This window comes from Streptomyces bluensis (assembly GCF_014650715.1).
Classification (GTDB): domain Bacteria; phylum Actinomycetota; class Actinomycetes; order Streptomycetales; family Streptomycetaceae; genus Streptomyces; species Streptomyces bluensis.
Map to the genome: position 1 here is coordinate 472,493 of NZ_BMVM01000003.1, position 24,109 is coordinate 496,601.

General features: G+C 71.1%; 22 protein-coding genes. 9 read left to right on the plus strand and 13 right to left on the minus strand.

Annotation, left to right across the window (positions count from 1 at the left end; genetic code table 11):
* Positions 1–65 precede the first annotated feature (65 nt).
* On the minus strand, positions 66–962 hold the full coding sequence (locus IE262_RS12090; RefSeq protein ID WP_189873439.1) for a LysR family transcriptional regulator: 897 nt from the start codon (positions 960–962) through the stop codon (positions 66–68).
* A gap of 80 nt (positions 963–1,042) precedes the next feature.
* Between IE262_RS12090 and IE262_RS12095 the strand changes: the two genes are divergently transcribed.
* The 3 genes from IE262_RS12095 (at position 1,043) to IE262_RS12105 (ending at position 3,371) form a co-directional block, all read left to right on the plus strand.
* On the plus strand, positions 1,043–1,717 hold the full coding sequence (locus IE262_RS12095; protein WP_189873441.1) for an MOSC domain-containing protein: 675 nt from the start codon (positions 1,043–1,045) through the stop codon (positions 1,715–1,717).
* A 113-nt stretch (positions 1,718–1,830) separates the two neighbouring features.
* The gene (locus tag IE262_RS12100) at positions 1,831–2,601 is read left to right on the plus strand and encodes an SDR family NAD(P)-dependent oxidoreductase (protein WP_189873444.1); all 771 of its coding nucleotides are present in this window, start codon (positions 1,831–1,833) and stop codon (positions 2,599–2,601) included.
* A 62-nt stretch (positions 2,602–2,663) separates the two neighbouring features.
* Positions 2,664–3,371 carry an ester cyclase gene (locus IE262_RS12105; RefSeq protein WP_189873446.1) on the plus strand — a complete coding sequence of 236 codons (708 nt, stop codon included), beginning with the start codon at positions 2,664–2,666 and terminating at the stop codon, positions 3,369–3,371.
* Positions 3,372–3,522: 151 nt separating this feature from the next.
* Here the strand turns inward: IE262_RS12105 and groL are convergent, their stop codons facing one another.
* The 3 genes from groL to IE262_RS12120 form a co-directional block, all read right to left on the minus strand.
* Complete coding sequence (groL, locus tag IE262_RS12110; RefSeq protein WP_134039518.1) at positions 3,523–5,148, minus strand: chaperonin GroEL; 1,626 nt, start codon at positions 5,146–5,148, stop codon at positions 3,523–3,525.
* Positions 5,149–5,287: 139 nt separating this feature from the next.
* On the minus strand, positions 5,288–5,596 hold the full coding sequence (gene groES, locus IE262_RS12115; protein ID WP_131567147.1) for a co-chaperone GroES: 309 nt from the start codon (positions 5,594–5,596) through the stop codon (positions 5,288–5,290).
* Positions 5,597–5,866: 270 nt separating this feature from the next.
* Positions 5,867–6,856, minus strand: coding sequence for a polysaccharide deacetylase family protein (locus IE262_RS12120; RefSeq protein ID WP_189873448.1), 990 nt, complete (start codon positions 6,854–6,856; stop codon positions 5,867–5,869).
* A 90-nt stretch (positions 6,857–6,946) separates the two neighbouring features.
* On the opposite strand from IE262_RS12120, the gene IE262_RS12125 reads away from it, so the two are divergent.
* Together IE262_RS12125 and IE262_RS12130 are read left to right on the plus strand one after the other, a co-directional pair.
* Complete coding sequence (locus IE262_RS12125) at positions 6,947–8,152, plus strand: class I SAM-dependent methyltransferase (protein ID WP_229877224.1); 1,206 nt, start codon at positions 6,947–6,949, stop codon at positions 8,150–8,152.
* A gap of 119 nt (positions 8,153–8,271) precedes the next feature.
* Positions 8,272–8,700: a large conductance mechanosensitive channel protein MscL gene (locus IE262_RS12130; RefSeq protein ID WP_134039515.1), complete on the plus strand. Its 429-nt coding sequence runs from the start codon at positions 8,272–8,274 to the stop codon at positions 8,698–8,700.
* 206 nt (positions 8,701–8,906) lie between these two features.
* Here IE262_RS12130 and IE262_RS12135 read toward each other — a convergent pair whose 3' ends face one another.
* From IE262_RS12135 to IE262_RS12150, 4 genes are all read right to left on the minus strand, one after another.
* Positions 8,907–10,172, minus strand: a complete 1,266-nt coding sequence (locus tag IE262_RS12135) for an RNA polymerase sigma factor (RefSeq protein WP_189873451.1) — start codon at positions 10,170–10,172, stop codon at positions 8,907–8,909.
* A gap of 43 nt (positions 10,173–10,215) precedes the next feature.
* Positions 10,216–10,572: a YciI family protein gene (locus IE262_RS12140; RefSeq protein ID WP_134040924.1), complete on the minus strand. Its 357-nt coding sequence runs from the start codon at positions 10,570–10,572 to the stop codon at positions 10,216–10,218.
* Between the two features lie 166 nt (positions 10,573–10,738).
* A complete protein-coding gene (locus tag IE262_RS12145; protein ID WP_189873453.1) occupies positions 10,739–12,100 on the minus strand; it encodes a glycoside hydrolase family 10 protein in 1,362 nt (453 codons plus the stop codon).
* 455 nt (positions 12,101–12,555) lie between these two features.
* Entirely contained in the window at positions 12,556–13,647 is a 1,092-nt protein-coding gene (locus IE262_RS12150) for a LacI family DNA-binding transcriptional regulator (RefSeq protein WP_134040920.1), read from the minus strand.
* A gap of 107 nt (positions 13,648–13,754) precedes the next feature.
* Here IE262_RS12150 and IE262_RS12155 point away from each other — a divergent pair, with 107 nt between their 5' ends.
* From IE262_RS12155 to IE262_RS12170, 4 genes are read left to right on the plus strand one after another with little or no spacing between them, the layout of a single operon-like run.
* Positions 13,755–15,125, plus strand: coding sequence for an ABC transporter substrate-binding protein (locus IE262_RS12155; RefSeq protein WP_189873455.1), 1,371 nt, complete (start codon positions 13,755–13,757; stop codon positions 15,123–15,125).
* Entirely contained in the window at positions 15,122–16,021 is a 900-nt protein-coding gene (locus tag IE262_RS12160) for a carbohydrate ABC transporter permease (protein ID WP_189873457.1), read from the plus strand. Before IE262_RS12155 ends, IE262_RS12160 begins: the two co-directional genes overlap by 4 nt.
* 4 nt (positions 16,022–16,025) lie before the next feature.
* Complete coding sequence (locus IE262_RS12165; RefSeq protein ID WP_373305033.1) at positions 16,026–16,928, plus strand: carbohydrate ABC transporter permease; 903 nt, start codon at positions 16,026–16,028, stop codon at positions 16,926–16,928.
* Positions 16,929–16,982: 54 nt separating this feature from the next.
* On the plus strand, positions 16,983–19,337 hold the full coding sequence (locus IE262_RS12170) for a beta-xylosidase/alpha-l-arabinosidase (RefSeq protein ID WP_189873461.1): 2,355 nt from the start codon (positions 16,983–16,985) through the stop codon (positions 19,335–19,337).
* Positions 19,338–19,389: 52 nt separating this feature from the next.
* Here IE262_RS12170 and IE262_RS12175 read toward each other — a convergent pair whose 3' ends face one another.
* The 5 genes from IE262_RS12175 to tsaB all read right to left on the minus strand — a co-directional run bounded on the left by IE262_RS12175 (position 19,390) and on the right by tsaB (position 24,009).
* Complete coding sequence (locus IE262_RS12175; RefSeq protein ID WP_189873463.1) at positions 19,390–21,255, minus strand: glycoside hydrolase family 15 protein; 1,866 nt, start codon at positions 21,253–21,255, stop codon at positions 19,390–19,392.
* Positions 21,256–21,373: 118 nt separating this feature from the next.
* Positions 21,374–21,640: a hypothetical protein gene (locus IE262_RS12180; RefSeq protein WP_189873465.1), complete on the minus strand. Its 267-nt coding sequence runs from the start codon at positions 21,638–21,640 to the stop codon at positions 21,374–21,376.
* The gene (gene tsaD / locus IE262_RS12185) at positions 21,637–22,734 is read right to left on the minus strand and encodes a tRNA (adenosine(37)-N6)-threonylcarbamoyltransferase complex transferase subunit TsaD (protein WP_189873467.1); all 1,098 of its coding nucleotides are present in this window, start codon (positions 22,732–22,734) and stop codon (positions 21,637–21,639) included. Before tsaD ends, IE262_RS12180 begins: the two co-directional genes overlap by 4 nt.
* Entirely contained in the window at positions 22,727–23,329 is a 603-nt protein-coding gene (locus tag IE262_RS12190) for a GNAT family N-acetyltransferase (RefSeq protein ID WP_134040944.1), read from the minus strand. The genes tsaD and IE262_RS12190 overlap by 8 nt, the downstream gene beginning before the upstream one ends.
* A 26-nt stretch (positions 23,330–23,355) precedes the next feature.
* The gene (gene tsaB / locus IE262_RS12195; protein ID WP_189873469.1) at positions 23,356–24,009 is read right to left on the minus strand and encodes a tRNA (adenosine(37)-N6)-threonylcarbamoyltransferase complex dimerization subunit type 1 TsaB; all 654 of its coding nucleotides are present in this window, start codon (positions 24,007–24,009) and stop codon (positions 23,356–23,358) included.
* Positions 24,010–24,109 lie beyond the last annotated feature (100 nt).

Sequence of the window (24,109 nt, forward strand, 5' to 3'; positions counted from 1 at the left end):
TTTTTCCAGTACCCAACGTCTCCGCAACCGCACGCCGGGCATGCATCCGCCTGCCCGGTTTTTGGCTATCGGGCCGCCGCCTTGGCCAGTTGTTCCAGCGTCGCCGCGACCGCGGGCACCTGGGCCAGGTCCGGCAGCGTGAGCGCCACGATCTCCCGGCGCACGGCGGGTTCCACGGCGACCGTCCGCACTCCCTTGGGACGTACCGACTCGATGGCCAGCTCCGGCAGCACCGCGACGCCGAGCCCCGCCCCGACCAGGCCGACGACCGCCGGGTAGTCGTCGGTGGCGAAGTCGATCCGCGGTGTGAAGCCCGCTCCCTCACAGATCTCGACCAGGTGTCCGCGGCAGCGCGGACAGCCCGCGATCCACGGCTCCGCCGAGAGGGCCCCGATCTCCACGGTTTCCGTACGGGCCAGCCGGTGCCCCTCCGGTACGAGCCCGACGAGCCGGTCGCTGAGCAGCCGGCGCACGACCAGGTCGTCCCACTCCTCGGGTCCGGCCGCGCCCTCGTAGCGGAAGGCGAGCGCGATGTCGCAGTCCCCCTGGCGCAGCATCTCGACGGACGCCGGGGGCTCGGCCTCCTCCAGAAAGACGCGGGTCCCGGGGTGCGCGGCGCGCAGTGCGGCGAGCGCGGTGGGCACGAGGGTGGAGCTGCCGCTGGGGAAGGACACGAGACGGACGCGTCCGGCCCTGAGGCCGGCGATGGCGGCCACCTCCTCCTCGGCGGCGGTGAGCCCCGCGAGGATCCCGGCGGCGTGCCGGACCAGCGCCTCGCCCGCCTGCGTCAGCCTCATCTCGCGACCGGTGCGGATGAGCAGCGGCGTACCCACCGAGGTCTCCAGGGCCTTCATCTGCTGGCTGACGGCAGGCTGGGTGCAGCCGAGCTCACGCCCCGCCGCCGAGAAGGAGCCGGTGGCGGCGACGGCACGCAGGACGCGGAGATGACGGGCCTCAATCACGTCTTCGAGCATAAGTGAAGCTTGGGAAGGGAGCCGGATATCGCGTCGACGCTTTGGACGTCAGCGCTTAGCGTGCCGTCATGAGGATTCTGTCGCTGAACGTGGGACGCCCCAGGACCGTGGATCACCCGGATCTGCGCGGGCACGTGACCGGTATCGACAAGCGGCCGGTGGAGGGGCCGTTGCGGATATCCGCGCCCGGCCCCAAGGGGGTGGGTGCCAGTGGTGTGGCCGGGGACGCGGTCTGCAACACGGAGCATCACGGCGGGGAGGACCAGGCGGTGTACGCGGTCGCGAGGGAGGACCTCGACGGCTGGGAGCGGGAACTGGGCCGGACTCTGGCCAACGGCGTGTTCGGCGAGAACCTCACCACCGAGGGCCTCGACGTGTCCGGCGCGCGGATCGGGGAGCGCTGGCGGATCGGCGCCGATGTGGTCCTGGAGGTCACCTCGGGCCGTATCCCCTGTCTCAACTTCCAGGTGCACCTCGGTGAGCGGGGCTGGGTCAGGCGCTTCACGCGGAAGGGGGCGCCCGGTGCGTACCTGCGGGTCGTCGAGGCGGGCGAGATCCGGGCCGGCGACCCCGTCGAGATCGTCCACCGTCCGGACCACGAGGTGACGGTGGCGCTCCAGTTCCGGGCCGTCACGACCGGGCCGGAGCTGCTGCCGCGACTGCTGGCGGCGGGGGACGCGCTGCATCCGGAGGCACGGAGGCGGGCGGAGAAGTACGTGGCGCGGCCCGGCGGGGGCGCGTAGCCGGCAGGGGCGCCGGGGCGGGACCGTGTCATGTCCTGTGCTGGGCGCGGGGAGGACCGGTGGAGGCCTTTACGGCGGCGGATTCACACAGTCCGGTTCACTAACCTTGCGTCATGACAACGGCTCTGATTACGGGTTCGACCGCGGGTATCGGTGCCGCCTTCGCTCGGCGGCTGGCGGCTGACGGTCACAACCTCGTCCTGGTGGCACGCGACACGAAGCGGCTGCGTGAGCAGGCGACCGAGTTGCACGACCGGCACGGCATCGAGGCGGAGGTGCTGACCGCCGACCTGGCGACGGACGACGGCATCGAGTCGGTGGAGCGGCGGCTGGCCGACCGCAGGAACGCGGTCGACCTGCTGATCAACAACGCGGGGTTCGGCACCAAGGGCCTCTATCTCGACGTGCCGATGGCCGACGAGCTGACGATGCTCAAGGTGCACTGCGAGGCCGTGCTCCGGCTGACCTCCGCGGCAGCCGAGGGGATGCGGGAGCGGGGCCGGGGCGGGGTCGTCAACGTGGCGTCGGTGGCCGCGTTCGTGCCGCGGGGCACGTACAGCGCGTCCAAGGCGTGGGTCGTGCAGTTCACGCAGGGCGCGGCGCGGGATCTGGCGGGCAGCGGGGTGCGGCTGATGGCGCTGGCCCCGGGCTTCGTGCGGACCGAGTTCCACGAGCGGGCCGGCCTGGGCACGGACAGCGTCCCGGGCTGGATGTGGCTGGACGCCGACAAGCTGGTCACGACGGCGCTGGCCGACCTGGCCCGTGGCAAGTCGCTGTCCATTCCGGACCCGCGGTACAAGGTGCTGATGGGCGTGGCGAAGGTGCTGCCCCGGAACCTGCTCGGTGGGATCACTTCGAAGTCGGGGAAGTACGGGCCCCGGTAGACCCGACCCCGGTGGGAAAATGGGGGTGTCAGCCGGACCCAGGGGGGCTGGGAGGCGGTGTCATGACGTTCGTGCAGCTCATCGACTGCAAGACAACCCGGTTCGACGAGATGAACCGGCTGATGGACACATGGGTCGAGCAGACCAAAGGCAGGCGGACCGCCACGCACAACATGATCGGCAAGGACCGGTCCGACACGTCGCACCTGGTCGAGATCGTGGAGTTCGGGTCGTACGAGGAGGCGATGCGGAACTCGAACCTCCCCGAGACCGGCCGTATCTTCCGGGACATGGTCGCGCTCTGCGACGAGAGGCCCACGTTCACGGATCTGGACGTGGTGCGGGACGAGCAGTTGTACGCGGCCAACGTCCGCAGGCTCTTCGAGCTGGCGGCCACCCGGGGCGAACTGCCTCCGCTCAACGACGTGTACGCGGAGAATTACCACGACCACGACCCGGCCAACGAGCAGGACACCATCGGGCTGGACGCCGTACGCAGGGACATACGGATGTGGCGCGGCGGCTTCGACTTCGCGTTCACGATCGAGGACCAGATCTCGCAGGGTGACCGTGTGGCGACGCGGTGGACCTGGAACGGGACCCACAAGGGTGAGTTCCTGGGGATCGCGGCCACGGGCAGGAAGGTCGGCATGACCGGCACCACGATCTACCGCTTCCAGGAGGACGGGAAGATCGTCGAGGGCTGGTGGCAGTACGACCGGCTGGGGCTGATGGCTCAGCTCGGGGCGCTCGACGCGCTGGAGCGGTAGGCCGGCCCGTCCGGAGGGCGCCGGAAGCGGGCCAAGCGGCCAAGCACAGGTCAAGCGGGCCAAGAGGGCCAAGCGGGCCGGACATGCCGGACAGGCGAAGGCCCGGCACCCCAGAAGGGCGCCGGGCCTCGCGACGACGTGCCGGGGTACGTCAGTGGGCGTGGCCGTGGCCGTGACCCGCGGCGGCCGGCTCCTCCTCTTCCTTCTTCTCGACGACCAGGGTCTCGGTCGTGAGGAGGAGGGAGGCGATGGAGGCGGCGTTCTCCAGGGCGGAGCGGGTGACCTTGACCGGGTCGATGACGCCGGCCTTGACCAGGTCGCCGTACTCGCCGGTGGCGGCGTTGTAGCCGTTGCCCTTGTCGAGCTCGGCGACCTTGGAGACGATGACGTAGCCCTCCAGGCCGGCGTTCTCGGCGATCCAGCGCAGCGGCTCGACGGCGGCCTTGCGGACGACGGCGACACCGGTGGCCTCGTCGCCGGTCTTGTCGAGGTTGCCCTCCAGGACCTTCACCGCGTGGACGAGCGCGGAGCCACCACCGGAGACGATGCCCTCCTCGACCGCGGCGCGGGTCGCGGAGATGGCGTCCTCCAGACGGTGCTTCTTCTCCTTCAGCTCCACCTCGGTGGCGGCGCCGACCTTGATCACGCACACGCCGCCGGCCAGCTTCGCGAGGCGCTCCTGGAGCTTCTCGCGGTCCCAGTCGGAGTCCGTGGTCTCGATCTCGGCCTTGATCTGGGCGACGCGGCCGGCGACGTCCTCGGTCTTGCCACCGCCGTCGACGATGGTGGTGTCGTCCTTGGTGACGGTCACACGGCGGGCGGTGCCCAGCACGTCCAGGCCGACCTGGTCGAGCTTGAGGCCGACCTCCTCGGCGATGACGGTGCCGCCGGTGAGGGTGGCCATGTCGCCGAGCATCGCCTTGCGGCGGTCACCGAAGCCGGGGGCCTTGACCGCGACCGCGTTGAAGGTGCCGCGGATCTTGTTGACGACGAGGGTCGACAGGGCCTCGCCCTCGACGTCCTCGGCGATGATCAGCAGCGGCTTCGAGGAGCCCGCCTGGATGACCTTCTCCAGCAGCGGCAGCAGGTCGGCGATCGAGGAGATCTTGCCCTGGTGGATGAGGATGTACGGGTCCTCCAGGACGGCCTCCATGCGCTCCTGGTCCGTCACGAAGTACGGCGACAGGTAGCCCTTGTCGAAGGCCATGCCCTCGGTGAAGTCCAGCTCCAGACCGAAGGTGTTGGACTCCTCGACGGTGATGACACCGTCCTTGCCGACCTTGTCCATCGCCTCGGCGATGAGCTCGCCGACCTGCTGGTCCTGGGCGGACAGCGCGGCGACGGCGGCGATGTCGGACTTCTCGTCGATCGGGCGGGCCGAGGCGAGGAGGTCCTCGGAGACCGCGGCGACGGCGGCGTCGATGCCCTTCTTCAGGGCGGCCGGGGAGGCACCGGCGGCGACGTTCTTCAGGCCCTCGCGCACGAGCGCCTGGGCGAGCACGGTGGCGGTGGTCGTACCGTCACCCGCGATGTCGTTGGTCTTGGTCGCCACCTCCTTCACCAGCTGGGCGCCGAGGTTCTCGTACGGGTCCTCGACCTCGACCTCGCGGGCGATGGTCACACCGTCGTTGGTGATGGTGGGGGCGCCGAACTTCTTGTCGATGACGACATTGCGGCCCTTGGGGCCGATCGTCACCTTCACCGTGTCGGCGAGCTTGTTGACGCCGCGCTCAAGGGCGCGACGGGCGTCCTCGTCGAACTTCAGGATCTTCGCCATGGGAGCGTTGGCCCTCTCGGAAAACTAGAGGTGTGCTAGGTGTGCTAGCGGTGAAAGAGCTGCGCCCCTGGCGCCCGGCTGATCAACGGCGGGGCCAGGGGCGCAGCTGTGAAAGCAGAACCGGCGGGTTCCGGGTGAACTACTTCTCGATGATCGCGAGCACGTCGCGGGCCGAGAGGACGAGGTACTCCTCGCCGTTGTACTTCACCTCGGTGCCGCCGTACTTGCTGTAGAGCACCACGTCACCGACCTTGACGTCGAGCTCGACGCGCTTGGCGTCCTCGATGCGGCCCGGGCCCACGGCGAGGACGACGCCCTCCTGGGGCTTCTCCTTCGCGGTGTCCGGGATGACCAGGCCAGAGGCCGTGGTCTGCTCGGCGTCGAGCGGCTGGACCACGATGCGGTCCTCAAGCGGCTTGATGGCAACCTTGGAGCTGGCGGTCGTCACGATCCGACCTCCCCCTTCGGAGATCTCACGGGGTTAACTGTCTGAGGTGGCGACCAGGTCGATCCGTCGTCGCGGGTGCCGGACCTGCCCGTCGCGTTGTTGGCACTCTCCAGGGGGGAGTGCCAGACCTGAGACTATGACCGCGATTAGCACTCGGTCAAGCGGAGTGCCAATTGCGCTGCGCGCGGCGCCGGTTCCCGGGCGCGCACGCGCGTGTCCCGGCACCCGGAGTCCCGGCACCCGGAGCCAGGGGGCTCCGCCCCTCGGCCGTCAGAGGTAGTCCTCCAGCCGGGCCACGGCGTACCCCTTCTCGGTCACCAGCTTCATGAAGTCGCGGATCATGTCGGGCATCGTGCCCTTCCACTGCCGCTTCCCCCGGAAGTGGGTGAGGACGATGTCGCCGGGGTGGAGGCTCCGGTCCGCCTCGCGGTAGGCCCAGCGGCCGGGGAAGACCTCCTCGTTCCACAGGAGGACGGCCTTGATGCCGCAGGCCTTGGCGGCGCGCAGGGTGTCGCGGTTGTAGCTGCCGTACGGCGGGCGGAAGAGGACGGGCCGCTTCCCGAACTGCTCCTCCATGACGTCCTGCATGCCGCAGATCTCGCGCTTCTGCTCCGCGTAGGGGAGTCGGCGCAGGAAGCGGTGGCGGATGGTGTGGTTGTCCAGGCCGGCACCGCGGTCCCGCATCTGCCGGAAGTAGCCGTAGTCGCTGCGCGCCTCGGAGTCGCTGAGGAAGGCGGTGTACGGGATCCTCAGGTCGCTCATCATCTGCAGGAACGCCGGGTCCTTCTCGGTGCCGTCGTCGATGGTGAGGAACACGACCTTCTCCCGGGTGGGGATGCCGGTGACGACGGGCGGCAGACCGTCCCGTTCGTGCCCGGGGACCTCAAACCCTTTCCGGGTCCGCAGCACCGGCTTCTTCGCCGGGGGCAGCGGTGGCGCCAGCGGCACCCTGCCGAGGCCCCAGCGGTTCGTGGCGGCGACCTGGAGGGTGTACGACTTGAGCAGCTTCGAGGCGTAGGCGTCGAGGGCACGCGCGGGGGGCGCCTGAAGGGTGCCCTGCCGGTCGTGGTCCCGCTGCGCCCCCGCGCCCCGGTCGACCTCCGGGGACGTGTCGACCCCGGCCTCCGTGGACGTGTCGACCGGATCGGCTGCGCCCCCGCATGCGGCGGAGGCCAGGGCCGAGACGGCCAGGACGACGGCCACCCCCCGCACCCCCGTCCACTTCGCACGCTTTTCATCATTTTGTCGTACGAGTCGCATATTGCCGCATCCTCGCAGGCCACCGCGCACCGCCCGGCCCGACACCGCCACCGGCCGCGCACCATCCACCGACTGGCCGACAATGTCCCGGTGAACGACCTCGCGCCTCTCGACTCCTTCGCCGCCCTCCGCACCCCCGAGGGCCTGGCCCTCCTCGACGAGGTGCGCGGCACCGACCCGGCGGCGGAGCTGGCCGTCGCGACCCGGCTGCGCCGCGACCATCCGGCCGGCCTCGTCTCGGCCGCCCTCGCCCAGGCGCGGCTGCGGCAGCGGGCGGTGGCCAAGTTCGGGACGGCGGACGCGGAGCGGATGTTCTTCACCCCGAACGGTGTCGAACAGTCCACGCGCACCTCGGTGGCGGCCTACCGGGCGGGGCGGTTCGCGGCGCTGGGCGTGCGGTCCGTCGCCGACCTGTGCTGCGGCATCGGCGGCGACGCGATCGCGCTGGCCCGTGCCGGGATCCGCGTCCTGGCCGTCGACCGGGACCCGCTGACGGCCGCCGCGGCCCGCGCGAACGCCGAGGCCCTCGGACTCGCCGACCTGATCGAGGTACGGGAGGCGGACGTGACGGAGGTGGACACGTCCCCCTACGACGCCGTGTTCGTCGACCCGGCACGACGCGGTGGCCGTGGCCGTATCTTCGATCCGGAGGCGTACTCGCCTCCGCTCTCCTGGGCCGTGGACACCGCCCTCAGAGCGCCGCACGCCGCCCTGAAGATCGCCCCCGGTGTCCCGCACGAGGCCGTCCCGCCACAGGCCGAGGCCGAGTGGATCTCCGACGGCGGCGACGTGAAGGAGGCGGTGCTGTGGTTCGCCACCGAGCCGGGCCTGGTGCGGGCCACCCTCCTCCCCGGCCCGCACACCCTGCGCGGCCGCGGCCTGCCGAATCCTCAGGTCCGCTCACTGGGCCGCTACTTGTACGAACCCGACGGCGCCGTCATCCGCGCCCACCTGGTCGCCGAGGTCGCCGCCGACCTGGACGGCGGCCTGATCGACGAGACCATCGCCTACGTCACCGCCGACGAGCCGCGCCCCACCCCGTACGCCACCGCCTACGAGATCACCGACCAGTTCCCGTTCCACGTCAAGAAGCTGAAGGCCCTGCTCCGCCAGCGCGAGGTCGGCGTCCTGACCGTGAAGAAGCGCGGCTCGGCGGTCGATCCGGAGGAACTGCGCCGGAAGGTGCTGCCGAAGCCGCACGGGCGGAACGCGGCGACCGTCTTCCTCACCCGGGTCGCGGGAGCCCCCGCCATGCTGCTCGGACACCCCGTACGGCCCGGCGAACCGGCCACCTGACGCCCCTGGCCCCCACGAACGGCGGCAGCCCGAGTGCGGTCCGAGTACGGCGCCACAAGACTGAACGCGACACCGTAGCCGTCACCGACGCCCAGGCTGGACAGGAGGCGAGGACTTCCGTGTTTCGCGGCTTCAAGAACTTCCTCATGCGCGGCGACGTCATCGTCGTGGCCGTGGGCCTGGTCGTGGCGCTGGCGTTCAGCACGCTGATCAAGGCGTTCACCGACTTCGTGATCAACCCCCTCGTCGCCAGGGCCCAGGGCGGCAAGTCACCGGGCCTGGGCTGGCAGCTCGGGCAGCCGGGCAACACCGCGACCTATCTGAACCTCGGTTCGTTCATCTCCGCGCTGATCTACTTCATCATCTTCATGGCGGTCATCTACTTCCTGATCGTCCTTCCCTACAAGCACTACCAGGCCAAGCGCGGCGTGACGGTGTTCGGCGAACCCGCGCCCAGCAGGACGTGCCCGGCCTGCCTTCAGGACGATCTGCCCAAAGCGGCGACCAAGTGCCGCTACTGCGGCACCGACCTCACTCCCGCGCCCTAGGGCTTGTTTCGAAAGTCCCGCCTGCCGCCCGACGTCTGGCACGCTCCCCCACTGCCTTAAGGGCGTGGGAGGTACCCCCACTCGCCGCACCGGGCGAAAGCCCAAGTACATCCAGTACGAGGGCTTCCGCCCGGCACGCCGAGAGCACGCACCAGACGCCGCTCGGCCCGCCCTCCGGGCGGACGACGGGACTTTCGAAACAAGCCCTAGCCGGCCTCCGCCGCCCGCCGCAGCAGCAGTTCCCGCTCCCGCTCGTTGCGCGTCAGCTTCGCCGCGCGTTCGAACTCCGCCCGGGCCTCCCGCGTACGGCCGAGGCGGGTGAGAAGGTCGCCGCGGACGCTGGGGAGCAGGTGATAGTCCCGCAGGGCCGGTTCGGCGGCGAGGTGGTCGACGATCTCCAGGGCCGGGCCCGGACCGTCGGCCATCGAGACGGCGACCGCCCGGTTCAGTTCGACGACCGGTGACGGGGTCCGGGCGGCGAGCAGGCCGTACAGGGCGGCGATGCGCGTCCAGTCGGTCTCCTCGTACGTGTACGCCCGGGCGTGGCACGCCGCGATGGCGGCCTGGAGCGCGTACGGGCCGGGGGCGCCCCCGGCGGCGGCACTGGCGCGGCCGAGCGCGGCGAAACCCCGGGCGATCAGCATCCTGTTCCAGCGGCGGCGGTCCTGGTCCTTCAGCAGCACCGGCTCTCCGGACGGTCCGGTACGCGCCGCCGCCCGCGACTGCTGGAGCTCCAGCAGCGCCATCAGCCCGTGCGCCTCGGGCTCCTTGGGCATCAGCTGGGCGAGCACGCGGGCGAGCCGGAGGGCGTCCTCGCACAGGGCGGGCCGCAGCCAGTCGTCGCCGGCGGTGGCGGCGTACCCCTCGTTGAAGATCAGGTAGATGACCTCAAGGACGGACCCGAGCCGGGCCTCCCGCTCCGGCCCGTACGGCACCTCGAAGGCGACCCCCTGGGCGGCCAGAGTCCGCTTGGCGCGCACGATGCGCTGGGCCATGGTCGCCTCGGGAACGAGAAACGCACGGGCGATCTCGACCGTGGTCAGCCCTCCGAGGAGGCGGAGCGTGAGCGCGATACGGGCCTCGGCGGACAGGACGGGGTGACAGGCGGTGAAGACCAGCCGGAGCAGATCGTCGTCGATGTCGTCGGGATCGGAGGGCTCGTCGAGGTGGTGCGCGCCGGTCAGGGACAGGTCCCGTCCGACCTCCTCCAGCTTCCGCGCGTACCGTTCCCGCCGCCGTACGAGATCGATGGCCCGGCGCTTGGCCGTCGTCATCAGCCAGGCGCCCGGGTTGTCCGGCACCCCCTCCCACGGCCACTGCTCCAGCGCAGCGACCAGCGCGTCCTGCGCCAGTTCCTCCGCGATGCCGACGTCCCCGACGATCCGGGCGACACGGGCGATGACGCGCGGGGACTCGATCCGGAAGACGGCCTCGACAGAGCGCCGCGGATCTGTGGTGGGCTGCGGTCTCACAGCCCACCATCAGACACCCTCCGCGGCCCTCGGCCAAGCGCGATCAGTCCTCGGCGATCTGCCGGACCTCCGCGGTGATCGTCCAGTAGTCCTCGTGCACCTGCAGGAAGCGCTTGGCCCACTCGATCGCCTCGGCCTTGTCCTTGCACTGCGAGATCGAGTAGCCGCCGATGACCTCCTTGGACTCGGTGAACGGCCCGTCGGTGACGGAGAGCTTCCCGCCCTCCCAGTGCACCCGGCTGCCGTCCGCGGTCGGGGTGAGTCCGGCCGTGTCGAGCATGACCCCGGCCTTGGTGATCTCTTCCAGGAGTGTGCCCATGCGCTCCTGGAGCTCCGGGCTCGGGCCCTCGGCCGGGGCGTTCTTCTCGTCGATACGGATCAGGGTGAGAAAGCGCGGCATGCTGGCTCCTCGTGTCGTACGGCCGGGTCCTTCCCGGCCTCTCACCCCTTGCGTCGAACGGCAGACGCCGCGATCGACACGGGCGCCGGATTTCTTCGAAGATTTTTGGCGCGGTCCGGAAATTCTCAGAATCTTCCGCTGACGGCCGGTCGTGCGTGAGGGCGCCTCACGCCAACGTCACCGTCGGCAGCGGGCTGCTCCCGTTCCCGTTCGCGTTGAAACCGAAGGTCACCGAACCGCCGCTCGGCACGTTCCCGTTCCATGAGGCGTTCGTGCAGCTCACCGCCGCGCCCGTCTGTGTGCACGTCGCGTTCCAGGCCTGGGTGATCTGCTGGCCCGCGCCGTACGTCCAGTTGACTCTCCAGGACGAGAGGGACGCCCCGGAGCAGGCGATCCTCACCTGGCCCGTGAACCCGGTGTTCCACTGGCTGGTGACGCTGTACGTCGCCGTGCACGCGCCCGTCGGAGGCGGTGTCGTCGTGCCGCCGAGGGCCGTCACGATGCCGGAGTACGCCGGTTTCGGGGCGTAGTTCTCGTCGTACGGGGTCGCCGCGCCCTCGCCGGGGAAGGTGTCCGGGATCCACGAGTCGGAGTCCGTGAAGCCCCAGACGGTGACCCCGGTGCACCGGCTCACCGCGACACACGCCTTCACCACGGCCTCGTACTCGGTCCCCTGCTGCGCCAGCTTGGCTTCGGTGGCCGGGAGCTGCATACGGATGTCCAGCTCCGTGATGGCCACGTCCACGCCCAGGTCGGCGAAGCGCTGGATGTTCTGCTGGAGGGTGGAGGGGACCTGGCCGAGGATCAGGTGGGCCTGGAGGCCGACGCCGTCGATCGGGACGCCGCGCTCCTTCAGCGACTTGACCAGGTTGTAGAGCGCCGTGCTCTTCGCGTTGACGCCCTCGACGTTGTAGTCGTTGATGTAGAGCTTGGCGCTGGGGTCGGCCGCGCGGGCGGCGGTCAGGGCCTGGGCGATGTAGTCGGCGCCGAGGCCGTTGTACCAGAGGGTCTGGCGGTAGGTGCCGTCCTCGTTGAACGGCTCGTTCACCACGTCCCAGGCGGCCAGCCGGCCCTTGTAGCGGCCGACCTCGGTGGCGATGTGGTCGTTCAGCAGCTGGCTCAGCTGGGTGGGGGTCCAGGTGCCGTTCGTCAGCCAGCTCGGGTTCTGGCTGTGCCAGACGAGGGTGTGGCCGCGCACCTGCTGCCCGCTCGCCTCGGCGAAGTCGACGATCTGGTCGGCCTCGGTCCAGTTGAAGTTGCCGCGGGTGGGCTCGACGGAGCCCCATTTCATGGCGTTGCCGGGGGTGAGGGAGTTGAACTCCGCTCCGGCGATGCGGCCGTACGTGCCGGTGAGCTTGGAGCCGGTGACCGCTGTTCCGATGACCTTGCCCTTGGCGTCGGCGAGGTCGCGCAGCGGAGGGTCGGCGGCGTGGGCGGTGGGAGCGGCGCCCAGCAGTGCGGCGAGCGCTGCCGCGCCGGTGAGCAGGGTGGTGAGGCGGGAGCGTAACGGGGATCTGGAGGTTCTCATGGCGGGTGCCTCCGAAAGTTTCGGTCGTCCAACCGATTGACTTCGGAGGAGTGTGGGGGTGGATGCCACGCCCGTCAATAGGCTCACTTCGGGTGCGTTTCGTCTGCCGGGTTTCTGTTGGGGGGGCGGCTGCGGGTTCGTTGTGGCTGGTCGCGCCCACGCGGCGGAGCCGCACATTCAACACAGCCCCGCGCCCCTAAAAGCCTGACGCGCGCCCGGCATCACAAGGCACCGCCGCCACAAGGCACCGGCAGTCGCGTACGCGCCGCAGGGGGTGTGCCGGGAGGTGTCCGCCCGCAGCGGCCGGCGTCCGCCACCGAGCACCTCGCACACCCACAGCACCGCCGGACCGAGGACGGAGACCTCCCGGCGCGCCCCCGACCCCCGGCGAAACCGCAGGCTCCCAAGCCACGACGGTGGGAAGGCCGCCCACGGGCCGCAGATGCCCACGATCCTCAGGCGCCCTCCCCGCAGTGCACACCCCTCCCCCGCCCCGGAGGGGCCCCCGTGCTGCTCCGTACCACCAGGCTTGTCGCCAGCTCCACCCGTGTCGCCGCCGGGGACCCTTCCTCGCGTCCCAGGTCGAGGACCAGCCGGGTCGCCGCCTCGGCCATCTCCATCAGTGGCTGCCGTATGGTCGTCAGCGGCGGTCCCACCCAGCGGGCCACCGGCAGGTCGTCGAAGCCGACCACGCTCAGATCCTCCGGAATCCGCAGCCCCAGTTCGCGCGCCGCCTCGTACAGGCCGAGCGCCTGGAGGTCGTTGCCCGCGAAGACGGCGGTGGGGCGGTCCGGCAGGCGGAGCAGTTCGAGCCCCAGCCGGTAGCCGGTCTCGTGGTGGAAGTCGCCGGCCTTGATCAGCTCCGGAGCCACCGGCAGACCGGCCGTCTCCAGCGCCGCCCGGTACCCGTCCACGCGCGCCCGGCTGCACATCATCCGCGAGGGCCCGCTGATCGCGCCGATGCGTTCGTGCCCCAGCTCGACCAGATGCCGGGTCGCGGCCAGCCCGCCCTGCCAGTTCGTCGCGCCGATCGAGGGCACGTCGTCGCCCGGGTCGCCCGCCGGGTCCATCACCACGAACGGGATGGACCTGCTGGTCAGCAGCGCGCGCTGGGACGCGTCGAGCCCGGAGAGAACCAGCACCACCCCGTGCGGGCGGCGAGCCGCGACCTGGTCGGCCCAGGTGCGGCCGGGGGTCAGCCGGCCCGCGCTCTCGGAGAGGACCACGCTCAGTCCGGCCTCCCGCGCCACCGTCTCGACGCCCCGGATGACCTCCATCGCCCAGGCGCTCTCCAGTTCGTGGAAGACCACGTCGACGAGCGGTGAGCGGGTGGCCTCGGCCCGGCGGCGCCGGTAGCCGTACGCGCGCAGCAGTTCCTCGACGCGGGTGCGGGTCGCCGGGGCGACGTCGGCCCGGCCGTTGAGCACCTTCGAAACAGTCGGAGCCGAGACCCCCGCCTCACGGGCGATCTCGGCCAACGTCGCCGTCTGCGTGGACTGCGTCCCCTGCGGTCTTGTCGGGGTTTCCTCGGGCTTCGGGGGTCTCATGGGCCGGATCGTATCCCTGCGCGACCCCTTGACGGACCCCTCCGGGCGCCCTACGTTCCCGGAACATTCGAAGTGCCATCCGAAACATTCGCGAAGGGTGAGCAAGGGTGAGTGCTGCAAGGGAGTCGCACAGAGAGCAGTCCGGACAGTCCGACGGCGGGAGCCCGGGCAGCCGTACGTTCAGCAGGCGCTGGGTGCTGGGGGCCGGCGCCACCACAGTGCTCACCACCGGACTCTCGGCCTGCGGCTCCGGCAACGGCTCGGGCGGCGACAGCGGCACGATCACCGCCTTCGTGTACGGCGACGACGCGGTGAAGGTCCAGGCAGCGAGCGTGGCCCGCTTCAACAAGTCGGCCGCCGCGAAGAAGGCGGGAGGCAGGGTCAAGCTGGAGAAGGTCCCCGGCTCCGACTACTCCCCCAAGCTCCGCACGGCCATGGGCTCGCCGAGCGCCCCGGACGTCTTCTTCAACTGGGGCGGCGGCTCGATCAAGGCGTACGAGGAGGCGGGCAAGCTCGTCGACCTCACCGAGATCATCAGCGGCGACCCGGTCCTCAAGGACGGTTTTCTGCCGGCCGTGCTCGCCGCCGGGGACCTCAAGGGCCGGCACTACGGCATACCGATGCGCGGCATGCAGCCCGTGATCCTCTTCTACAACAAGTCCGTCTTCGCCGAGCACAAGCTGCAACCGCCCACCACCTGGGACCAGTTGCTCGACATCAACGCCAAGCTGAAGAAGGCGAAGATCACCCCGTTCGCGCTCGGCGGCTCCGACATCTGGCCCGAGCTGATGTGGCTGGAGTACCTCGTCGACCGCATCGGCGGCCCGGAGGTGTTCAAACGCATCCAGGACGGCGACGCGGAGGGCTGGGGCGACCCGGCCGTGCTCAGGGCCGCGGAGATGGTGAAGGAACTCGTCGACGACGGCGCCTTCGGCTCCTCGTTCACCTCGGTGTCGTACGTCAACGGCGGCGCCCCCGCGGTCTTCGCCAAGGGCAAGGCCGCCATGCACCTGATGGGCTCGTGGGAGTACTCGACGCAGCTCGGCAAGTTCCCGGACTTCGCCAAGAGCAATCTGGGCTGGGCGGCGTTCCCGAAGGTCGAGGACGGCACGGGCGACGTCCGCAACGTCGTCGGCAACCCCACCAACTACTGGTCCGTCAACGCCCGTACCCGGAACAAGGACCTGGCCGTCGCGTTCCTCAAGGACTGCGCGTCCCAGGCGTACGCGAAGGACCTGATCGACAACGGCGACGTCCCGACCACGTCGAACGCGGCCGAGCTGCTCTCCTCCGCGCCCAACCCGGAGTACGCGAGGTTCCAGTACGACATGGTGGAGCAGGCCCCGGCCTTCACGCTCTCCTGGGACCAGGCGCTGGGCGACGCACTGGGCACCAAGATGCACACGGAGATCGGCAAGCTGTTCGCGGGGAAGTCGTCGCCGAGCCAGTTCGTGGCGGCCTGCAAGGGGCTGAAGTGAGCACGACGCTCCCCACGAAGGGATCCAGGACCGGAACCAGGACCGGAACCAGGACCGGCCGCCCGCACGCGGTCTGGGCGCTGCCCGCCGTCGTCTTCTTCACCTTCTTCGCGGTCGTCCCGTTGGTCCTGGCCTTCTACCTGTCCTTCACCAGGTGGGACGGCCTCGGCAACCCGCGGCCCGTCGGCCTGGACAACTGGCGCAAGCTGCTCGACGACCCCCGGCTGACCCAGTCCCTGTGGCTGACCGTGCTGCTGACGCTCGCGAGCTGGGCGTTCCAGACGGTGGTGGCCCTGCTGCTGGGCGTGTGGGCGGCGGGCCGCCAGCGCAACCGGGCGGTCCTGTCCGCGGTCTTCTTCGTGCCGTTCCTGCTGTCCTCCACCGCCATCGCGGTGCTCTTCTACGCCCTCCTCGACCCGAACTTCGGCATCATCCGGAAGGACGTGCTCGGCTCGTCCAGCGGGGCGTTCCTCGCGATCGTGTTCGTCGGCGGCTGGCAGTTCATCCCGTTCCACACCCTGATCTACCAGGGCGGCGCCCGGCAGATCCCGCAGGTCCTGTACCAGGCGGCGGCCATCGACGGCGCGGGCCGCTACCGCCGGTTCTTCTCCATCACGCTGCCCCAGCTGCGGCACACCATCACGACGTCGACCGTGCTGATCGTCGTCGGCTCGCTCACGTACTTCGAGACGGTCCTGATCCTCACCAAGGGCGGTCCGGGCACGGACACGGCGATCCTGCCGTACCTGATGTACGAGGCGGGCTTCAAGTCGTACGACTTCGGCTACGCCAGCGCCATCGCGTCGTTCCTGGTACTGGCCGCCACCGGCCTGTCGCTGCTGCTGGTCCGCATGACCGGCTTCGGCACCATGCGCAGCACACGCGAAGGGATGTGACGGGGTGTCACACGATACGTTGCCGCGTCCCGTGAGGACCCGCGAACCCGGCCGGGAGCCACCCGCGCCGGGGCGCCGCCGCAGGCACTGGACGAGGCGCGCGAACCCGGTCGCGGGCCTCGGCTCGATCGTCTGGCTCGCGATCGTCGTCATCCCGGTCTACGCCATGCTGTCGGCCTCCCTCACCGGCCAGGACAAGGCCCTCACCGGCAACCCCCTGAAACCGCCCACGAGTCCGACCCTCGACAACTACAGCACCGTCCTCCACAGCGGGTTCGGGCATCTGCTCGGCAACACGGCGATCGTGGCCGTGGCGGTCGTCGGCATCGTCCTCGCGCTCTGTGTCCCCCTCGCCTACGTGGCCGTCCGCACCCGCGACCGCTGGTCGAACACGGCCTTCCGCCTGTTCCTGCTGGGTGTGGCGATCCCGGCCCAGGCGGTCGTGGTCCCCCTCTACCTCCTGATCGCCCAGCTCGGCCTGTACGACACCCTCCTGGCGGTCATCCTGCCGACGGCGGCCTTCGCGATGCCGGTCTCGGTGCTGGTGCTGGTGGGCACGCTCCGGGACGTGTCGGAGGACCTGTACGAGGCGATGGCCCTGGACGGCGCGTCCCCGCTGCGGATGCTGTTCCAGCTGACGATCCCGCTCGCCAAGGGCGGTATCAGCACCGTGGTGATCTACGCGGCGCTCCAGGCCTGGAACGGCTTCCTCTTCCCGCTGATCTTCACCCAGTCGGACGGCCCGCGCGTCCTCACCCTCGGGCTCTTCAACTACGTCAGCCAGTTCGGCGTGAACATCCCGGCGCTGCTGGCCTCGGTCGTGCTGTCCGGCATCCCGATCTTCACCGTCTATCTGGTGGCCCGCCGTGCTCTGGTGGGTGGCCTGATGGGCGTGGGCGGCAAGTGAGCCCCGTACAGGAGCTCGCACCTCTGCGAACAGACCGACTCTGACAGGAGTTCCATGACCACCGTCCCCTGGCGTGACCGCGCTCTCCCCGCCGCGGTCCGCGTCGACGACCTGCTCTCCCGCATGACCCTGGAGGAGAAGACGGCCCAGCTGTACGGCGTGTGGGTGGGCGCCGCCACGGACGGTGAGGGAGTCGCCCCCCACCAGGACGAGATGTCCGAGCCCGTCGACTTCGACGAGATGATCACCCGGGGCCTCGGCCAGCTCACCCGCTCCTTCGGCACGGCTCCCGTGGACCCGGCGCTGGGCGCGCAGGCGCTGGCCCGCGCCCAGCGCCGCATCGTCGCCGCGAACCGCTTCGGCGTCCCGGCCATCGCCCACGAGGAGTGCCTGGCCGGCTTCACGACCTGGGGCGCCACCGCGTACCCGGTGCCGCTGGCCTGGGGCGCGACCTTCGACCCGGCGCTGGTCGAGGAGATGGCCGGGCGCATCGGCCACGACCTGGCGTCGGTGGGCGTGCACCAGGGTCTCGCCCCCGTCCTGGACGTCGTACGGGACCTGCGCTGGGGCCGGGTCGAGGAGACCATCGGCGAGGACCCGTACCTGGTCGGCACGATCGGCACGGCGTACGTACGCGGCCTGGAGTCGGCCGGGATCGTCGCCACGCTGAAGCACTTCGCGGGCTACTCGGCCTCCGTGGGCGCACGCAACCTGGCGCCGGTACGGGCCGGGGTGCGGGAGTTCGCCGACGTGACGCTGCCCCCGTTCGAGATGGCGCTGCGGGAGGGCGGGGCGCGCTCGGTGATGGCCGCGTACAACGAGACGGACGGCGTCCCGGCGTCGGCGGACCCGGCCCTGCTGACCGAACTCCTGCGGGAGACCTGGGGCTTCACCGGCACGGTCGTGTCCGACTACTACGGCGTGGGTTTCCTCCAGACGCAGCACCGGATCGCCGGAACCCGTGCGGGGGCGGCCCACGCGGCCCTGGCCGCGGGCGTCGACGTCGAACTCCCCACCCTGCGCTGCTACGGCGCCCCGCTGGCGCAGGCGGTACGGGAGGGCACGGTCCCCGAGGCCCTGGTGGACCGGGCGGCGCACCGGGTCCTGCTCCAGAAGTGCGAGCTGGGTCTGCTGGACGAGGACTGGGCCCCGCAGCCCGAGCCCGCGACGCCCGTGGACCTGGATCCGCCGCGGAACCGTGAGCTGGCCCGCCGCCTGGCCGAGGAGTCGGTGGTCCTCCTGGCCAACCCGGAGGGCCTGCTCCCGTTGGCCCCCGACACCCGGATCGCGCTGGTGGGCCCGCGGGCCGACGACCCCCTCGCCATGCTGGGCTGCTACTCCTTCCCGTCCCACGTGGGCACGCTGCATCCCGAGACCCCCTTGGGCATCGAGATCCCGACGCTCGTCGACGCCCTGCGCACGGAACTCCCCGACGCCAAGATCACGTACACGCCGGGTTGTGACGTCTCCGGTGACGACACGGCCGGGTTCGCGGAGGCGGTGGCCAGGGCGGCCGAGGCGGACGTCTGCGTGGCGGTCCTCGGCGACATGGCGGGCCTCTTCGGGCGGGGCACCTCGGGCGAGGGCTGTGACGCGGAGGATCTGCGGCTCCCCGGCGTCCAGGGGGCCCTGCTGGACGCCCTGGCGGCGACGGGCACGCCGGTGGTGCTGGTCCTGCTCACGGGCCGCCCGTACGCCCTGGGCCGCTGGGAGGGCCGGCTGGCGGGGGTGGTCCAGGCGTTCTTCCCGGGGGAGGAGGGCGGCCCGGCGGTGGCGGGAGCGCTGTCGGGTCGCGTCAACCCGTCGGGCCGCCTCCCCGTGAGCGTGCCGCGCCGCCCCGGAGGCCAGCCGTGGACGTATCTCCAGCCTCCGCTCGGCCTGGCGAGCCAGTCCAGCAACCTGGATCCGACGCCGCTGTACCCGTTCGGGCACGGCTGCTCGTACACGTCGTTCGCGTGGGAGGACTTCACGCGGGAGGACGCCGCGGGCGGCGAGGAGCCGGAGACCGGCACGGGTCCGGAGATCGGCACGGACGGCACGTACGACGTGTCGGTCACCGTCCGCAACACGGGCGACCGTGCGGGCGCCGAGGTCGTCCAGCTCTACCTGCACGACCCGGTGGCCCGCGTGACCCGCCCGGACATGCGCCTGATCGGCTACCAGCGGGTGGACCTGGCACCGGGCGAGGCGCGCCGGGTGACGTTCCGCTTCCACCCCGACCTGTCCTCGTTCACCGACCGCACCGGCCGCCGCGTGGTCGAACCCGGCGCCCTGGAACTGCGGTTGGCGGCGTCGAGCGCCGACGTGCGCCACACGGCGCGCCTGACCCTGACGGGACCGGAGCGCGTCCTGGGTCCGGACCGGCGGCTGCGCTGCGAGACGACGGTGTCCGTGCCGGTGCCGGAGTGAGGGCTCAGCCCAGGAATCAGCCCAGGAATCAGCCCATGAATCAGCCGAGCGCTCAGCCGAGGGCGCGGTCGAGGTTGAAGGCCGCGCTGATCAGTGCCAGATGGGTGAACGCCTGCGGGAAGTTGCCCTGCTGTTCGCCGGTGCGGCTGATTTCCTCGGCGTACAGACCGAGGTGGTTGGCGTAGGTGAGCATCTTCTCGAAGGCGAGCCGGGCCTCGTCGATCCGTCCGGCCCGGGTCAGTGCCTCCACGTACCAGAAGGAGCAGATGGAGAACGTGCCCTCCGCGCCGTAGAGGCCGTCGGGGCTGGACTCCGGGTCGTAGCGGTAGACGAGGGAGTCGGACACCAGTTCCCGGGTGAGCGTGTCGAGCGTGGACAGCCACTTGGGGTCGGTGGGCGAGATGAGCTTGGCCAGGGGCATCATCAGGACGGCGGCGTCGAGGACGTCGCCGTCCTCGTACTGCACGAAAGCGCCGCGCTCCGCCGACCAGCCGTGACGCATGATCCGGCGGTAGATCGTGTCGCGCGTCTGTCGCCAGCGGGGCAGGTCGGCGGGCAGGCCCCGCCGGTTGGCCATGCGGATCGCGCGTTCGACGGCCACCCAGCACATCACCCGCGAGTACAGGAACTGCTTGCGCCCGCCGCGGGTCTCCCAGATGCCCTCGTCGGGCTGGTCCCAGTGCTCGCACACCCAGTCGACGAGGTCGCAGACGTCGTCCCACTGGTCGCTGGAGATGGGCTGGGCCCACTTGTCGTAGAGGTAGATCGAGTCGATGAGGGCGCCATAGATGTCCAGCTGGAGCTGGCCGGCGGCGGCGTTGCCGACCCGGACCGGTACCGAGCCACGATGGCCCTCCAGGTGGTCGAGCTCGCGCTCGGGCACGTCCGTGCGGCCGTCGATGCCGTACAGGATCTGCAACGGGCCGGACGGGCCGCCGTCCCCCGAGCTGATGTGCCGGGTCAGGAACCCCATGAACGCCTCGGCCTCGTCGGTGAAGCCCAGCCGCAGCAGGGCGTACACGCAGAAGGCGGCGTCGCGGACCCACACGTACCGGTAGTCCCAGTTCCGCTCGCCGCCGAGCTGCTCGGGCACGCTGGTGGTGGGCGCGGCCACGATGGCGCCGGTCGGGGCGTAGGTGAGGAGCTTCAGCGTGAGCGCGGAGCGGTGCACCATCTCCCGCCAGCGGCCGCGGTAGCGGGAGGAGGACAGCCAGCGCCGCCAGTACGCGACCGTCTCCCCGAACTCCTGCTCGGCCTCGATCCGGGCGCACCCGCGCGGGGCCACGGCACCGCCGACCTGGTCGAGCGCGAACACGGCGTCCTCGCCCTCGGCGAGCTTGAACGCGGCCCGGGCGTCAGGTCCGTCGTGTTCCAGGGGCACGGTGGAGGTCAGGGCGAGCGCCATCCCGGCGGACTCGAAGACCGCCACGTCGCCGAGGTTCCGCAGCGTGTGCGGGTCGGCGCCGTAGTTGAACCGTGGTGCCACGAGGGCCCGGAACGGGACGGTGCCGCGCACGCACAGCACCCGCCGGATCAGCCGGTGCCGTCCGGCCTCGTCCCCGGTTCCCCTCCCCTCGCCCCGTATCGGCATGAAGTCCTGGACCTCGCCCACACCCTCCTCCGTGAAGAAGCGGGTGATCAGCACATTGGTGTCGGGGAAGTAGAACTGTTTGGTCCGCGCGGGCACGCTCGCCGCCAGCTCGAAGCAGCCGCCCCGCTCGGCGTCCAGGAGGGAGGCGAACACGCTCGGCGCGTCGAAGCGGGGGCAGCAGTACCAGTCGATCGTGCCGTTGCTGCCCACGAGGGCCACGGTCCGCAGATCACCGATCAGCCCGTGCTCGGCGATGGGCAGGTAACCGCTGATTCGGCTGGTTCCGCTGATTCCGCTGATTCGGCTGGTTCCGCTGGACTCCGCCATGGCAGCACCCCTCACCGGGACTCGGCCCGCGTCGGCGGGCCGACGCCTCCCAGGCTACGACCGCGCTGCCCGACCGGCCCGCCCACGCCGACGACAGGGCCTTGGTCCAGGGCCTGGTTCAGGCCCTGGCTGTACTGCCCAGCGACTCGAACCGCCACCGGTGCACTGCCCGGGTCACCAGCTCTCCGGCCGGCTCGGGCAGTTCGGGCAGCTCCGCGTCGTACGGAGCGTCCCACCAGGTGATGACGAGCACCCGGTCCCCAGGGGCGCGGAACGTCTCGCGGCGCAGGGGTGAGGACGGCAGTTCCTGTGCGCGGGCCCAGGTGAGGAGCTCCTCACCCCGGCCCGCCACCGCCCGCGCCTCCCACATCAGGGCGACGGTCACGAGTAGAGGTTCTCCTTGCTCACCTCGTGGACGTGGTCGTGGTCGTGCGCGGTGCCCGGCACATGCGGGTCCGTCACGGGGAGGGAGGAGTCCGCCGACAGGTCCCAGTCCGAGGCGGCGCGCCCCCGGGCGACCATCTCCGCGCCCAGTGACGCCACCATCGCCCCGTTGTCCGTGCACAACTTGGGCCGGGGAACCCGAAGCCGGATACCGGCCGCCTCGCAGCGTTCCTGGGCGAGGGCGCGCAGGCGGGAGTTGGCCGCGACTCCGCCGCCGATCATGAGGTGGTCGACGCCCTCGTCGCGGCAGGCCCGTACGGCCTTGCGGGTCAGGACGTCCACCACGGCCTCCTGGAAGGACGCCGCCACGTCGCGCACCGGGACCTCCTCCCCCGCCGCCCGCCTGGCCTCGATCCAGCGGGCCACGGCCGTCTTCAGCCCGGAGAAGGAGAAGTCGTACACCGGGTCGCGGGGCCCGGTCAGCCCGCGCGGGAACGCGATCGCGTCCGGGTCGCCCTCGCGGGCGTACCGGTCGATGACCGGCCCGCCCGGGAAGCCCAGGTCGAGGACGCGGGCGATCTTGTCGAAGGCCTCGCCCGCCGCGTCGTCGATGGTCGAGCCCATCGGCCGCACGTCGGAGGTGATGTCGGTGGACAGCAGCAGGGAGGAGTGCCCGCCGCTCACCAGCAGCGCCATCGTCGGCTCGGGCAGCGCGCCGTGCTCCAGCTGGTCCACGCAGATGTGGGACGCCAGGTGGTTGACGCCGTACAGCGGTTTGCCCAGCGCGTACGCGTACGCCTTCGCCGCCGAGACGCCGACCAGGAGGGCACCGGCCAGGCCCGGACCGGCGGTCACCGCGATGCCGTCCAGGTCACGCGCGCTCACCCCCGCCTCCTTCAGCGCCCGGTCGATGGTCGGCACCATCGCCTCCAGGTGGGCGCGGGAGGCGACCTCGGGCACGACGCCGCCGAAGCGGGCGTGCTCGTCGACGCTGGACGCGACCGCGTCCGCGAGCAGGGTGGTGCCGCGGACGATGCCGACACCGGTCTCGTCGCAGGAGGTCTCGATGCCGAGGACGAGTGGTTCGTCAGCCATTGATCTCGGTTCCTTGTACGCCGTTCACGGATGGTGCACCCGCGGCCGGGCCGCTCTCGGGTGCCGTGCTGAGCCTCATCACCAGGGCGTCCACGTTGCCCGGCTGGTAGTAGCCGCGCCGGAAGCCGATGGGCTCGAAGCCGAAGCGCTCATACAGTTTCTGGGCGCGGACGTTGTCGACGCGGCATTCGAGCATGACCTCGGCGCAGTCGAACGTCGTGGCGGCCCGCAGCAGCTCGGCCAGCAGCCGCGCACCGAGCCCGGTGCCCCACTGGTCACGGGCGACGGCGATGGTCTGCACATCGGCCACCCCACCGGAGCCACGGTCAGATCCGCCGTCGGAGCCGTTACCGGATCCGCTGCCGGATCCGCTGCCAGGTCCGATGTCGGAGCCGCCGTCGGACGCGCTCCCGGCGGCCGCGAGGCCCGCGTACCCCACGAGGCGGTCCCCCTGGACGGCCACGACATACCGCCGTGTCGCCCCCGGCCCCCTGGCGTGGGCCAGCTCGGACCAGAACATGCCCCGTGACCAGGCGTCCTCGGGGAACAGGGCCTTCTCCAGCTCCAGTACGGGATCTATGTCCCACCAGCGCATCTCGCGCAGCACCGAGGCCTCCTGGGTCACTTGGGGGTGACCACCTTGTAGTTCTTGGGCACCTGCGCGTCGGGCCGGCGCAGGTAGAGGGGCCGGGGCGGCGGCAGTTCCTCGCCCGCGGCCAGCTTCCGGACGGCCAGCGAGGCCAGCGCGGCCGCCGACACATGCTCGGGCTCGTGGGCCTTGGGGAAGGTGTCCGGGTAGAGCAGCGCGCCGGCGCCCACCGCCGGGAGTCCGGCCACGGCGTCGGCGATCTCGGCGGGCCGGTCGACGGCCGGGTCGGTCACCCGCGTACGGGAGTCCGCGTACCGCGCCCAGTACACCTCCTTGCGGCGGGCGTCCGTGGCCACGACGAACGGCACGTCGAGGTCGGACGCGTACGCGAGCCCGTCGAGCGTGCACAGTCCGTGGACGGGGACGCCGAGGGCGAGCCCGAAGGTGTCGGCGGTCATGAGGCCGACGCGCAGCCCGGTGTACGGGCCGGGGCCGATGCCGACGACGATGCCGGTGACGGCGTCGAGACGCGTGCCCGCCTCGGCGAGGACCCGGTCGACGGCGGGCAGCAGCAGTTCCCCGTGCCGGCGCGCGTCCACCTGGCTCGACGAGGCGACGACGTCCGTGCCGTCGTGCAGCGCGACGGTCACGGCGGGGGTGGCGGTATCCAGAGCGAGCAAGAGCACGCAAACAGCCTACGGCGCCCGAGCCGCGCTGACGGCCGCCCGGGACAGCCGCCTCTCTCCTGCTACCGTCACCACGAAGACTTGACGAAGACTTGCTCGA

Bases quoted from the DNA above. Each gene is read 5' to 3' on its own strand.
- IE262_RS12170 (WP_189873461.1), top strand. From the start codon at position 16,983: ATGACCACCGTCCCCTGGCGTGACCGCGCTCTCCCCGCCGCGGTCCGC.
- IE262_RS12100 (WP_189873444.1), top strand. From the start codon at position 1,831: ATGACAACGGCTCTGATTACGGGTTCGACCGCGGGTATCGGTGCCGCC.
- IE262_RS12145 (WP_189873453.1), bottom strand. From the start codon at position 12,100: ATGAGAACCTCCAGATCCCCGTTACGCTCCCGCCTCACCACCCTGCTC.
- IE262_RS12175 (WP_189873463.1), bottom strand. From the start codon at position 21,255: ATGGCGGAGTCCAGCGGAACCAGCCGAATCAGCGGAATCAGCGGAACC.
- IE262_RS12150 (WP_134040920.1), bottom strand. From the start codon at position 13,647: ATGAGACCCCCGAAGCCCGAGGAAACCCCGACAAGACCGCAGGGGACG.
- tsaD (WP_189873467.1), bottom strand. From the start codon at position 22,734: ATGGCTGACGAACCACTCGTCCTCGGCATCGAGACCTCCTGCGACGAG.
- IE262_RS12105 (WP_189873446.1), top strand. From the start codon at position 2,664: ATGACGTTCGTGCAGCTCATCGACTGCAAGACAACCCGGTTCGACGAG.
- IE262_RS12190 (WP_134040944.1), bottom strand. From the start codon at position 23,329: ATGCGCTGGTGGGACATAGATCCCGTACTGGAGCTGGAGAAGGCCCTG.
- IE262_RS12095 (WP_189873441.1), top strand. From the start codon at position 1,043: ATGAGGATTCTGTCGCTGAACGTGGGACGCCCCAGGACCGTGGATCAC.
- groL (WP_134039518.1), bottom strand. From the start codon at position 5,148: ATGGCGAAGATCCTGAAGTTCGACGAGGACGCCCGTCGCGCCCTTGAG.
- IE262_RS12120 (WP_189873448.1), bottom strand. From the start codon at position 6,856: ATGCGACTCGTACGACAAAATGATGAAAAGCGTGCGAAGTGGACGGGG.
- IE262_RS12140 (WP_134040924.1), bottom strand. From the start codon at position 10,572: ATGCCGCGCTTTCTCACCCTGATCCGTATCGACGAGAAGAACGCCCCG.